The organism is Xylanimonas ulmi (assembly GCF_004216535.1).
GTDB lineage: Bacteria > Actinomycetota > Actinomycetes > Actinomycetales > Cellulomonadaceae > Xylanimonas > Xylanimonas ulmi.
Window position 1 is genome coordinate 2,271,649 of the sequence record NZ_SGWX01000001.1, and the last position, 12,689, is coordinate 2,284,337.

The 12,689-nt window shown below is 73.5% G+C and carries 11 protein-coding genes and 1 tRNA gene; 4 read left to right on the plus strand and 8 right to left on the minus strand.

Annotated features, from left to right (window positions below; translation table 11 throughout):
- Window positions 1-18 precede the first annotated feature (18 nt).
- The 3 genes from EV386_RS10585 (at window position 19) to EV386_RS10595 (ending at window position 3,389) form a co-directional block, all read left to right on the plus strand.
- Complete coding sequence (locus EV386_RS10585; RefSeq protein WP_130414811.1) at window positions 19-981, plus strand: ABC transporter ATP-binding protein; 963 nt, start codon at window positions 19-21, stop codon at window positions 979-981.
- A complete protein-coding gene (locus EV386_RS10590; RefSeq protein WP_130414813.1) occupies window positions 978-1,853 on the plus strand; it encodes an ABC transporter permease subunit in 876 nt (291 codons plus the stop codon). Before EV386_RS10585 ends, EV386_RS10590 begins: the two co-directional genes overlap by 4 nt.
- 78 nt (window positions 1,854-1,931) lie before the next feature.
- Window positions 1,932-3,389, plus strand: a complete 1,458-nt coding sequence (locus EV386_RS10595; RefSeq protein WP_242607917.1) for a serine hydrolase domain-containing protein — start codon at window positions 1,932-1,934, stop codon at window positions 3,387-3,389.
- Window positions 3,390-3,402: 13 nt separating this feature from the next.
- On the opposite strand, the gene EV386_RS10600 is transcribed toward EV386_RS10595, so the two are convergent.
- The 3 genes from EV386_RS10600 to EV386_RS10610 all read right to left on the minus strand — a co-directional run bounded on the left by EV386_RS10600 (window position 3,403) and on the right by EV386_RS10610 (window position 6,379).
- Complete coding sequence (locus tag EV386_RS10600) at window positions 3,403-4,614, minus strand: MFS transporter (RefSeq protein ID WP_130414814.1); 1,212 nt, start codon at window positions 4,612-4,614, stop codon at window positions 3,403-3,405.
- A gap of 104 nt (window positions 4,615-4,718) precedes the next feature.
- Window positions 4,719-4,792 (minus strand) — tRNA-Leu (locus tag EV386_RS10605).
- 108 nt (window positions 4,793-4,900) lie between these two features.
- Complete coding sequence (locus EV386_RS10610; RefSeq protein WP_130414816.1) at window positions 4,901-6,379, minus strand: NAD(P)/FAD-dependent oxidoreductase; 1,479 nt, start codon at window positions 6,377-6,379, stop codon at window positions 4,901-4,903.
- Between the two features lie 235 nt (window positions 6,380-6,614).
- On the opposite strand from EV386_RS10610, the gene EV386_RS10615 reads away from it, so the two are divergent.
- Window positions 6,615-8,507, plus strand: a complete 1,893-nt coding sequence (locus tag EV386_RS10615; protein WP_130414818.1) for a choice-of-anchor A family protein — start codon at window positions 6,615-6,617, stop codon at window positions 8,505-8,507.
- Between the two features lie 48 nt (window positions 8,508-8,555).
- Here the strand turns inward: EV386_RS10615 and EV386_RS10620 are convergent, their stop codons facing one another.
- The 5 genes from EV386_RS10620 to EV386_RS10640 form a co-directional block, all read right to left on the minus strand.
- Window positions 8,556-9,869, minus strand: coding sequence for a hypothetical protein (locus tag EV386_RS10620; RefSeq protein WP_130414820.1), 1,314 nt, complete (start codon window positions 9,867-9,869; stop codon window positions 8,556-8,558).
- On the minus strand, window positions 9,869-10,204 hold the full coding sequence (locus tag EV386_RS10625; RefSeq protein WP_130414822.1) for a PadR family transcriptional regulator: 336 nt from the start codon (window positions 10,202-10,204) through the stop codon (window positions 9,869-9,871). Before EV386_RS10625 ends, EV386_RS10620 begins: the two co-directional genes overlap by 1 nt.
- Before the next feature lie 107 nt (window positions 10,205-10,311).
- Window positions 10,312-11,274: a Ppx/GppA phosphatase family protein gene (locus EV386_RS10630; RefSeq protein ID WP_130414824.1), complete on the minus strand. Its 963-nt coding sequence runs from the start codon at window positions 11,272-11,274 to the stop codon at window positions 10,312-10,314.
- Between the two features lie 136 nt (window positions 11,275-11,410).
- Window positions 11,411-12,088, minus strand: a complete 678-nt coding sequence (locus EV386_RS10635; RefSeq protein WP_165399891.1) for a class I SAM-dependent methyltransferase — start codon at window positions 12,086-12,088, stop codon at window positions 11,411-11,413.
- Window positions 12,089-12,095: 7 nt separating this feature from the next.
- Entirely contained in the window at window positions 12,096-12,608 is a 513-nt protein-coding gene (locus tag EV386_RS10640) for a DUF501 domain-containing protein (RefSeq protein WP_130416882.1), read from the minus strand.
- Window positions 12,609-12,689 lie beyond the last annotated feature (81 nt).

Sequence of the window (12,689 nt, forward strand, 5' to 3'; positions counted from 1 at the left end):
GGATCTACGCTCGACCGCATGATCGAGGCACATGGCCTGACCAAACGCTACGGATCCAAGACCGCAGTCGACCACATCACCTTCACCGTCCGGCCCGGCATCGTGACCGGGTTCCTCGGGCCCAACGGCGCGGGCAAGTCGACGACGATGCGCATGATCATGGGCCTCGACCGGCCCACGGCCGGCGCGGTGAGCGTCAACGGGCGCCCCTACGCCCAGCTGCGCTCACCGTTGACCGAGGTGGGCGCGCTGCTCGAGGCGCGCGCGGTGCACCCGGGCCGCTCGGCCGAGCAGCACCTGCGCGTGCTCGCCGCGACCCACGGCCTGCCGGCCTCACGCGTGGGCGAGGTGATCGAGCTGACCGGCCTGGAGTCGGTCGCGGGCAAGCGTGTGGGTGGGTTCTCGCTCGGCATGGGCCAGCGGCTGGGCATCGCCTCGGCGCTGCTGGGCGACCCGAGCACGCTCATCCTCGACGAGCCGGTCAACGGGCTCGACCCCGAGGGTGTGCTGTGGGTGCGCAACCTGGCCCGCTACCTCGCGGGCCAAGGGCGCACGGTGTTCCTGTCCTCGCACCTGATGAGCGAGGTCGCCCTGACCGCCGACCACGTCATCGTCATCGGCAAGGGCCGCATCCTCGCCGACTCCTCGGTCCAGGAGTTCACCGAGAGCGCCTCGCGCCGCTCGGTGCGCGTGCGCTCACCCCGCGCCGACGTGCTGGCCGACGCGCTGCGGCGCGCGGGCGGCGTCGTCGTCGGGCCCGACGCACAGGCCGACGTCCTGGAGGTCACCGGGCTGGAGGCGAGCGCGATCGGCGAGCTCGCGCTGACCGCAGGCGTCGTGCTGCACGAGCTGACCCCGGTGTCCTCGACCCTTGAGCAGGCCTACATGGAGCTGACCGCCGACTCGGTCGAGTACCGCACCGGCGACCCCACGCACACGGACCACCACCTCGCCACCACGACCAACGGAGGCCAGCGATGAGCGCCGTGTCCACCGCCAGCCCCACGTTCGCCTCGCCGTTCGCCGACGCGAGGGTCACCTTCCCCCACCTGCTGCGCTCCGAGTGGCGCAAGCTGTGGAGCCTGCGCTCCACCTGGTGGGTGCTGGGCACGACCGTGGTGATCATGATCGGATTCGCGCTCCTCTTCTCGCTCGCGTTCACCAGCTTCGTGTCCGGCAACCCGGAGGCGAGCGCCAGCGTGGAGCAGACGGGCGGCATCCCTCCGACGACGTTCGTCGTCGCGGGCTACTCGTTCGGCGCACTGGTCGCCGCCTCGCTCGGCGCGATCGTCATGACCGGCGAGTACTCGACCGGCATGATCCGCGCGACGTTCTCCGCGGCGCCCACGCGGCTGCCCGTGCTGTGGGCCAAGCTCACCGTGGTCGCCGTGGTCATCCTGGTGACCGTCGCCGCCTCGACCGCGATCGCACTTCTGGTCACCCACCCCGTGCTGTCCTCGCACGACCTGGGGGTCGACCTGTCCGACAGCGAGCAGTTGCGCTCGCTGCTGGGCACGCCGCTGTACGTCACGGTCGTCGCGCTGTTCGCGGTGGCCGTCGGGGCGCTCGTCCGCAACACCCCGGGCGCGATCGTCACCGTGGTCGCGCTGTTCTTCCTGGCGCCGACCATCATCGGCACCATCGCCGGCGCCACGGGCGCCGCGTGGGCCGAGAACATCAACAAGTGGCTGCCGAGCTCGGCGGGCGAGCGCGTCATCACGGCCTTCACCGACGGCAGCGGCGACGGCGGCCTCCCGCTGTTCGACGCATGGCCCGGGCTCGCGGTGCTGTGCGCCTACACCGCGGTGCTGATCGTGGCGGCGGCGGTCGTCGTCAAGCGCCGCGACGCCTGAGCAGCGCGTCATGTCGGCCCGCGAGCCGGTCACGCCGCGCCCTGCGCGGGTGGCCGGCTCGCGGCATACCCTGCCCCGGTGAGCCGAACCAGCCTGCCCTCGCCCGCCTGTGACGCCCTGACATCTGCACTCGCCGCCCAGCGCCGCGCCGGGCGCCTGCCCGCGGCGTCGGCGGCCGTGGCGCGCGGCGGGCAGGTGGTCTGGGCCGCAGCCGACGGCGTCGCGGACGCCTCGGGCGGGCCGGTCGGCCCCGAGCACGCCTTCCGCATCGGGTCGATCACCAAGACCATGGTCGCGGTGAGCGTGCTGCGTCTCGCGCACGCGGGAGCGCTCACGCTGGAGGACGCCGTCGGCGCGCACCTGCCTGACGCCCCCGCGCCCGACGCGACGCTCGCGCAGGTGCTCTCGCACACCGCGGGGCTGCCCGCCGAGCCCGACGGGCCCTGGTGGGAGCGCGCGGGTGGTCGCACGTGGGACGAGGTGGCCCGGCACCGGCCGATCACCCCGCCCGGCGAGCGGTTCCACTACTCGAACCTGGGCTTCGCGGTGCTCGGGCGGCTGCTCGAGCAGGTCCACGGCCGCCCGTGGGACCAGGTGCTGCGCGCCGAGGTGTGGGAGCCGCTGGGCATGACCTCGACGGCGCGCGTGCCGACCGGCCCGCGCGTGGCCGGGTTCGCGGTGCACCCGCACGCCGACCTGGTCCACGCCGAGCCCGTGGCGGACTACGGCGTGATGGGCGCCGCGGGCGAGGTCTGGTCGACGCCGTCGGACCTCGCGCGCCTGGGCTCGTGGCTGGTGGCGGCGGGACCGGACGGCGCCTGGTCCGCGTCCGACGACGCGGTGCTCCCGGTCGCCGCGCGACGGCGCATGTGTGCGCCGCGCGCGCTGCGCGACGAGCCCGGGGCGGCGTGGACGGCGGCCTACGGCCTCGGCGTCATGGTCTGGGACTGCGAGCACGGGGCCGGGGACGCGATCGGCGCCGCGCGCGACGTCAGCCCGGACGAGGACGGCCTGGAGCCGGGGCGACGACGACGGACGGCGGGGCATGGCGGGTCGGTGCCCGGATTCCAGGCGGCGCTGCGCGCCGACGTCGAGACGGGCGACGTCGTCGCGATGTGCTCGTCGTCGACCGCCGGCGCCTATGACCCCGTGGCGTTGCTCGACGTGCTCGACGCTCATGCGCCGCGCCCGGCGCCCACCGCGCCCGACGACGCCGCCGCTGACGCGCTCGCGCTGACCGGGACCTGGTACTGGGGCCCGGCGCCCTACACCGTGCGGCTGCGGCGCGGCGGGCTGTTGGAGTTGACGGCGCGCGGCGGGCGCGGCACCGCGTTCGCGCGCGCGGGCGCCGGCGAGTGGGTTGGCGTCGAGGGCGGCTACTGGCTGGGTGAGACGCTGCGCCCCGTCGAGCGCGACGGGAGGACGGTCGCGCTCGACGTCGGCACGTTCTGCTTCACCCGCAGCCCGTACGCGGGCGACACCGACCTCCCGGGCGGCCCTGACCCCGACGGTTGGCGTCCCCTGCCCGCGCCGTGACCCTGTGGCCCGGCTACCTCGTGGCCAGCGCCGGCGCGGACTGGTCGGCGGTAGTGGGGTGCGGGTCGTCGGTGGCCGCGGCGGCGGTGATCCGGCGGGCGAAGACCGCGAGCACCACGACGCCGGCTGTGAGCACGGCGGCCGCGACCCAGAACGGCGCCGCGAAGCCCACGTGCTCGGCGAGCAGGCCCGAGACCACCGGGGCGGGGGCGGCGAAGCCCCATCGGACGAGGTTGAACGCGCCGGTCGTGACGCGACGCTCGGGGTCACCCGTGGCCAGCGCCAGGTCGGTCATGTTCGCGTTGGTCACGCCCATGCACAGGCCCGCGACCACCAGCATCGCGATCGAGAACCAGGTCGCGGGAGACAGCGCCAGCCCGACGAGCGTCGCGACCAGCACCACGAACGCGGCGCCCAGTGTGGGCACGGCGCCGATGCGCTGGGTCAGGCGGCGCCCGATGACGAGGATGCCGACCGCGAGGCCCGCGCCCCACCCGGTGAACACCAGACCGAGCGGCACGATGTCGAGGCCCAGGGCGACCGGGCCGAAGCCGAGCACCGTGAAGAACACGAAGTTGTAGGTCGCCACGACGATCGACACGATCACGAAGGCCGGGCGGCGGAACGCGGCGAAGGCGCGGCGCACGGTCAGCGGCGCGGGGCGCTGCGGGGGGTCGCTGAGCTTGGTCAGCGCGATGACGAGCGCGCCGATCATGAACACGCCGCACGCGAAGAACGGCACGCGCCACGAGATCTGCCCCAGCAGCCCGCCGATCAGCGGGCCGAGCGCGAATCCGAGCCCGAGGCACGTCTCGTACAGCTCGACGACCCACTCGCGGTCGCGGGCCAGCGAGATGAGCAGCACCATCGCGGTGACGAAGAACATCGAGTTGCCCGCGCCCCACAGGCCGCGCAGCGCCGCGAGCGAGCCGATCGTGCCGGCGAGCGAGGCGAGGATCGCGGCGACCGCGACCACACTGACGCCCGTGACCAGGACCTTCTTGTAGCCGAAGCGTCCGGTCGAGATGGTCACCGGGATCATGAGGATCGCCATGACGGCGACGTACGCGGTGAACAGCAACTCGATCTGCCACGTCGTCGCGCCGATCTCCGCGCCGATGACGGGCAGGATCGGGTCGACGACGCCGATCCCGGCGATGGCGAAGAACGCGGTCAGGGCGGTGGCGTAGATGGCTGTCTTGTTCGGTTCGTCGCGTGGGGACACGCCAAGGCCTCCTGTGGAGCGGTGGGGATGCTCCGCATGATACAAGGTTTCATTGCTTCAGGCAACGGTCTATCAGGCAGAGGCCGCCGTCCATCAGACCTCGGTGCCCCCGCCGGGACTCGAACCCGGACTGTGCCGGGTTTAAGCCGGCTGCCTCTGCCAATTGGGCTACGGGGGCGGCGACGTCGTCGGGCACGCGGCCCGACGACGCCAGGGGCGCCGCACGCGAACGTGCGACGCCCCTGAAGCCTACGGAACCCGGCGCGCCGGGCTCACCTCATGCGGCTCACTTCGTCGCCGGCGACGACTCGACGACCTTGCCCTCGGCGGCGGTCTCGGCCGACGACTCGGCCTTCTGCTCGACCTTCGTCCCGGCGGGCGCCGGCGGCACGGCCGCCTTGCGGAACTCGTCGCGCGGGTCGTGCACCGAGCCGAGCGAGATGATCTCGCGGCCCATCAGGAACTGGCCGATCCAGCCGATGACGATGCGGATCTTGCGGTTGCCCGTCGGCATCGCGAGCACGTGGTAGCTGCGGTGGGCCGCCCACGCGAGGAAGCCGCGCAGCTTGAGGAAGCCGAACAGCTCCGCGACGCCCTTGTACAGGCCGAGCGAGGCGACCACGCCGACGCTCTTGTGCGCGTACTCCTCGACCTGCTTGCCCGCGCGCTTGGCGGCGATGTTGTCGGCCAGGCGCTTGGCCTCGCGGATCGCGTGCTGGGCGTTGGGCGGGCAGAACTTGCCCGGGTTGAGCACGTCGGGCACCGCGGCGCAGTCACCGGCCGACCACGCGTCGGGGACAACCTCGCCGTCCTCGGTGGCGACCTGGAGCGTCGGGAGCACGATGACGCGGCCGAGCCTGTCGATCGGCAGGTCGGAGGCCTCCTTGAGCACCGGGTTGGCCTTGACGCCTGCGGTCCACACGATCGTGTCGGAGTCGAACTCCACACCCGTCGACGTCGTGACGTGACCGTCGACGCACGAGTTGAGGAACGTGTTGAGGTGGAACTCGATGCCCCGCTTCTTCATCTCCTCCAGAGCCCACTCGCCCATCGGCTCGGAGACCTCGGGCAGGATGCGGCCGGAGCCCTCGATCATGACGAAGCGCAGGTCCGAGGGGTCGATCGTCGCGTAGTTGCGCGTCGCGTACCGGGCCATGTCCTCGATCTCGGCGATCGCCTCGACGCCCGCGAAGCCGCCACCGATGAACGTGAACGTCAGCATGCGCTTGCGCAGGTCCGCGTCCCACGTCGAGGACGCGACGTCCATGCGGTTGAGCACGTGGTTGCGGACGGCGATGGCCTCTTCGACGTTCTTGAAGCCGATCGCCGTCTCGGCCAGGCCCGGGATGGGCAGCGTGCGCGAGACCGAGCCGAGGCCGACGACGAGCTCGTCGTAGGTGACCTCATACGACTCGCCCGCCTCGGGCTGGATGGTGACGCGCTTGTCGCCGTGGTCGATCGCGGTGACCTTGCCCTGCAGCACGTCGACGCCCTTGAGCGCCCAGCGGTGCGGCGCGACGACGTCGCGGGCCTCGATCGAGCCCGCACCCGCCTCGGGCAGGAACGGCGCGTAGGTCATGTACGGACGGGGGTCGACGACGACGATCGCAGCGTCGCTCTTCTTGAGCTTCTTGCGCAGGCGCCGGGCCACGTAGAGCCCGACGGACCCGCCGCCGAGCACCACAATGCGCGGCACCTTACGGGGTCGGGCGGACCCGGTCGCCTTCTGGGCAGGGGTGACCGAGGTCAGGTCGTTCTGAGGCATAGATCAGAGTCTACGTCGGGACTTTGGTCCCGACGTCAAACGTCTTCAGGATCACTCAGAGCCCTCGCCGTCGAGCGATGCGCGCCACCCCGGATCGATCCACGCCCACAAACAGCCCTCGCGCCATCGCAGCAGCGCCCGCGACGTCGAAAGCCGCCTGGAGGATGTGACACTCCGTAGTTTCGAGGGCGGCATCGGGGCCACCCGGTGCGCATCGCCCGACTCCGGAGTTCCCATGCCCGCCCGGCCCGACGCCGCGTCACACACCCCGAAGCGATCCCGTCGCCCCGTCTCAGCCCTCCTGTCAGCGTCACTCGGGCTGGCCGGCTCCGTGGCGCTGGTCGCCGGGCCATGGGCGCAGTCCGCCGCAGCGGCGCCCGGAGCGTGCCCAGCCCCGGGAGACATGCCCGGCATCAGCCAACTCCCGCCGACGTTCATCGACTCGAACGTCTCGGTGTTCGCGGGCGGCGACTTCCTCGCGACGGGCGGCGCCGCCGAGAGCGAGGGACTGCACGTCATCCGCGGAGCCGCCCGCTTCGAGCAGTACCGCGACAGCGCCCGGACCTTCAACCTGGGCACGGTGGGCGCGGGGTCGCAGATCACACCCCCGGGCGGCCACCTCATGCTCCAGGTGGGCGGAGACGTCGATGTGGATTCCGGTGTGACCCTCAGCGTCGGGGCCCGCATCGCCGGCGGCGGCGCCGTCAACGTCGGCGGGTCCGTTGTGGGGGGCGGCGATGTCGAGACCAACGGCGGAGCCCTGACCGGGAGCATGGGCGCCGGCGCGCTCGCGCCCTGGCACGACTACCACGAGGTCATCAAGGACGCCTCGCAGGCCCTGGCAGCGGCGCCCGACACCGGGCGCGTGGATGGCGTGAACTGGGACGCGGCGCGAATCAGGCGGTTCACCAGCACCGATCCCAGCAACACCACACTGCAGGCGTTCACGATCGACGCCGCCGAGCTCACCGGCGCGACCGAGCTCCAGTTCATCGGAATCCCACAGGACGCGCCCGTCGTCGTCAACGTCGTCGGCCACACGGACGTCACCCTGGCTCTGACCAGTGTGACGCTCAACGGCAGCGCCGCCGACCAGCACGCCACCCTGGGAGACGCCGCGTCACGGATCCTGTGGAACTTCGCCTCGACCGCGCGCCTCACGATGGGTGGCACCAGCGAGTGGATCGGCTCGGTCCTCGCTCCCCAGGCCGACGTCGTGTTCCACACGAGCGCCAACGGCCGCGTGCTCGTGGGCGGCGACCTGACCACACGCGGCGAGGGCCACGAGTTCCACGCCTTCCCCTGGATCGGCCCCGCCCCGTTCGGATGCGTCGACGGGAGTTTCGCCGCGCGCAAGACCCTGACCGGAGTGGCCTCCGCGGCCGTGCCGCCCCACACCGTCTTCACGCTCAAGTACACCCACCGCCACGACGACGGCGCCACCCACACCGGGACGCTCCGACTCCCGCTCGACGGCACGCTCGTCAGCGGACCCATGCTGCGAGCCGGCGCCGTCGTGACCCTGAGGGAGATCGACATCCCACAGATCGCCGGGGTCACGTGGGCCGATCCCGTTCTGATGATCGACGGTGAGCCGCAGGAGAACGGAGCGAGCTTCGTCATCGGCGAGAACACCATCGTCAGCGTCGTCGTGGTCAACACGGCGCACACCGACGACGCGGACAAGGGCGCCGCGGTCCCCGAGGGCGACTACCCCGTGGCGGACCCTGACGACGACGGCCTCGCCGGGTACTTCCCCACCGAGGACGACCCCGACGACGACGGCCCCGCCGGGTACTTTCCCACCGAGGACGACCCCAACGACGACGCAGGCGAGGTCGGCACGGGCGAGGACGGCACGGGCGAGGACGGCACGGGCGAGGTCGGCACGGGCGACGACGACATGGACGAGGACGACATGGACGAGGACGACGGCGCGGACGAGGGCGACGACGGCGCCCCCGCGGAGGACGGAGACGTGGACGACACCGCGAGCCTCGTGGGCTCGGTCACCGCGCGGCTTCCTGTCACGGGCGCGCCAGCCGTGCTCGCGACGGCGCTGGCGGCGATCCTCACCGTGACGGGCGCAATCCTCGCCGTCGTCGCCCGCCAGCGTCGGACCGCGTGACGCGCGCGTCTCGGGGGCGCTGACGCCGAACCCCCGGCGCGCGAGCGCTCACCTCGTCGCGACCTCGCTCGCGCCCTGCTCCCGCTCCTGAGCGCCAGCGCCTGCGGCAGGCGAGGCCTGGGCCGACGAGTCGGAGGCGGTCGGCGCGGACGGCGTCGGCGCGGGCGGCGTCTGCTCGGCCTCGGGCTGATCGGCCTCACGGGGCGCGTCCGGCGCGTCGTCGGCTGGGGCCTTCTCGCCCGGCGTCCTCTCGTCCGCGATCACCGTCGGCGCCTGGAGGAACGGCCACGGCATGGTCTGCGGCCGCGCGCCCACGACAGGCCCGAACTCGCCGGTCTTCTCGTCGAACGCCATGTCTGTGCTCGCGAACGCCCGCAGCGGGTAGACGTTCCAGCGCTCGCGACCGTCGGTCGCCAGGCCGGGACGGAAGATCCACTGGCCGTCGACGTCCGGCACGGCCCACTCAGAGTCCTGGGCGTCGCGCGTCACGGTGCGCACCGGCCGACCCCTGTCGTCGAAGATCTGGACGTCGCGCAGCGGGAGCCCCTGCGCGTCGTAGGCGAACAGGTTCGAGATCTGCATGCCGTCGACCCACACGCCGTCTCCCTGGCCCGGGCCGAGTCCCGAGCCGAGCCCGACCTGGCTTGAGGCGAACCCGTCGTTCCAGCCCTGCGAGTACCCGCCGTCACCCGATCCCGCCGTGTGGACGAACCGGTCGCGAGTCTGCGCGGCGAGCGGCAGCGCGACGACGATCGCGAGCACGGACGCGACGGTCGCCAGTCGCGGCATCCACCGCCACGGCATCCATCGGCCCCGCGCCCACTGGACGCTGATCGCGACCGCGACGAGTTGAGTGACCAGGTCGGACGGCGCGACCGGCACCAGTGAGAACGCGGATCCGTCGATCAGCGCGGCGGCCGCCGAGCCGAGCACCCAGCCGCGTGCGACCCACCAGACGGGTGTGAGGTCGCCGAGCGCGCCCCGCAGGCTCGCCCACCCCGCGGTCGAGGTGACCGGCGCCCACGCGCGAGCCCACGTGTCGCGGGCGGAGCGCGATGCGGCCGCGAGGCGCTCACGCGTCCGGCCCCGACGACGCGCGGGCGCGGCCTGCGGCAGACCCGCCGCCGCGCGCAGGTCGGCCGCGTACTGCGCCGCCGGTCCGAAGACCACGGCGAGGTCGAGGACGACGTCGTCGCCGTCGTCGGGCGCCGGCGGGAGCCGGTCGGCGAGCGCGTCGGCGAGGTCGGCGTCCAGCCCGTCGGTCAGGTCCTCGACGACGTCGGGGCCGAGGTCGGCCAGGTGGAGCCGCACGGCCTGGGCATAGCCGCGCACGTGCGCGTCGAGCAACGTCTCGGTGGTCATCACGCCGCCTCGTTCCTTCCGGTGCCGAGCAGGCCGCCGAGCGTCACGGCGAACTCCTGCCACTCCTTGCGCTGAGTGCCGAGCATCTCCCGCCCATACGGGGTGATGCCGTAGTACTTACGGTGCGGGCCCTCGTCCGAGGGGCGCACGTAACTCGTCAGCGCGCCCGCCGAGTACAGCCGCCGCAGCGTGCCGTAGACCGAGGCGTCACCGACGTCGTGCAGGCCCTGCGCGCGCAGGCGCCGCACGACGTCGTAGCCGTAGCCGTCCTCGTCGGCGACGACGGCGAGCACGGCGGCGTCGAGCACGCCCTTGAGCAGTTGGGTGGTGTCCATAGGTCCCTCCCGGGTGTCAGCGGGACCGACGCTACTACGCACACCGCACTACTGTCTGACGCGCAAGCGGCGTGTCGCGCACACTCGGGTGCGCGCGGGAGCGTGCCTCAGCGCACCGAGAGCGCGATGCCGTCCAGGATGTCGTGCTCGCTCGTGACCACGTGGGTCAGCTCGCCGCCGCCCGCGGCGACGGCGTCGCGCACGCGTCCGATCACCTCAGCCCAGATCACGGCGCCGGCCCCGATCACGTCGGCCCGGCCCGGCTGCAGGAACCCGAGCGCGAGCCGCTCCGCGCGGGTCATCGCCAGCAGTCGGTCACACGCCGCCAGCACCTCGTCGACGGCGAGCACGGTCCCGTCGACGGCGTCGCGGTCGTAGGCGCGCAGCCCCAGCGCGTAGGCGGTGATCGAGGTGACAGACCCGGCGAGGCCGACCAGCGTCGTGGTGCGACCCAGCGGCACGACGGCGGCCGCGGCGTCGAGCGCCGCGCGCACGTCCGCGCGGGCGGCGGCGACCTCGGCCGCGGTCGGCGGGTCGGAGTGCAGGTGCCGTTCGGTCAGTCGCACCGAGCCGACGTCCATCGACAGCGCGGCCTCGGGCGCGGCGTCGCCCAGCACGAGCTCGGTCGACCCGCCGCCCAGATCGACCACCAGGTACGGGCCGGGGTGCGCGACGCTCACAGCGCCCGTGGCGCCGGTGAACGAGAGTTGGGCCTCCTCGTCGCCCGAGACCACCTCGGCCTCGACCCCGATGGCCTCACGGATCCCGGCGAAGAACGCCTCGCGGTTGCGCGCGTCGCGTGTGGCCGACGTCGCGACGAACCGCACGGCCTGCGCGCCCGCGTCGGACAGCACGCGCGCGTACTCGCGCGTCACGGCGAAGGTGCGCTCCAGCGCGTCGGGCGCGAGCTCGCCGGTGCGGTCGACGCCCTGGCCCAGCCGAACGATCGTGGTGCGGCGCGCGACCTCGCTGAGCGAGCCGTCGGCGCCGACGTCGGCCACCAGGAGGCGGAGGGAGTTGGTGCCGCAGTCGACCGCGGCGACCCGGCGAGCGGAGGGAGCAGAAGTCACGCGCCCCACCCTCTCACCCCTCACCCACTCCCCCACCCCGCTGGCCGCGCCGCCGCCCGACGGTTCGGCGCGGCGGTGGATGCGCAGTGGTGGCTCGCGCCACTCGGGGCGGCGCCGAGGCGCCCGCACCGGGGTGTCACCGATCGCGCGACCCCGGGATCCGCGCCGTGAGCAGGAAGAGGCTCATCGGCGTCAGCCCCACGCTCGTGTACCGCTCGCCGCGCCACGCGTCCTCGACCGCGAGGTCGGCGTAGCCGTGCCCCGCGAGCAGGTCGGCGAGCGCGCCGCGCTCGAACCCGTCGTGGCCGTCGAACGACGGGTGGTCGCGGTGGAACGCGCCGCCGTCGGCGTCGAGGTCGGCGACGAACAGCCGCCCGCCCGGGGCCACGCGTGCGACGGCGTCGGCGACGGCGTCGAGGTCGCGGATGTGGTGCCAGGACATGCTGGAGACGACGACGTCGGCGTGCAGGTCGGCGGGAACCTCCCGCGTCAGGTCCACCTCACGCACCTCGACGCGTGGGTGGCCTTGCGCGGCGGCGCGCGCGGCGCCGAGCGCGTCCGGGTCGACGTCGGCCAGCACGACGCGCGCGAACGTGTCGGTCAGGCGCAGGCCCACGTGCCCCGGACCACAGCCGTAGTCGAGCGCCGTCCACGCGGATGCGGCGGCGCCGAGGTGGGCGCGCACGCCGGCGGCGATCGCGTCCGAACGGCGCGCTCCGGCGCGCTCGTTGTGGGCCAGGTGCTCCTCGGGCAGCGGGTGGGCGCCGGGCAGCGGGTGGGAACCGGGCAGCGGGTGCTCGTGCGACGGCGTCACGTCGGCCTCAGCACGTGCAGCGGTCGCGCCGCCACGCGTCCGCGACGAGGGCGAGGGCCTCGTCGCCCAGCGGGTTGACGCCCGGGCGCGCGAGGGCATGGGCCATGAGCACGTGCAGGCACTTGACGCGTGTGGGCATTCCGCCGGCCGAGATGCCGTCGATCTCCTCGACGTGGCCCAGCTCCTCGCGGTCGGCGAGGTAGGACTCGTGGGCGCGCCGATAGGCCGCGGCGAGCTCGGCGTCCTCGACCAGGCGCTGCGACATCTGCCTCATCACCCCGCGCGCCTCCAGCGTCGAGGCCGCAGCCACCGCGCCCGGGTGCGTGAGGTAGTACGTCGTGGGGAACGGCGTGCCGTCGGGCAGGCGTGGGACGGTGCGCGCCACGAGCGGGCGGCCGCACACGCACCGCGCCGCGATGCCGGCGACGCCGCGCGCCGGGCGACCGAGCTGCTGCGCGAGGGTGTCCAGGTCGGCGGGACTCGCCTCGGCCGGATCCGCGGGGACGGGGTAGGCGACCACGGCGATCGAGGGGACCTCGCCCGAGCCGCCGGATTCGGCGCCGGGGGTCGCGCTGGGGGTGGTGGGGCCGGGGGTCGCGGG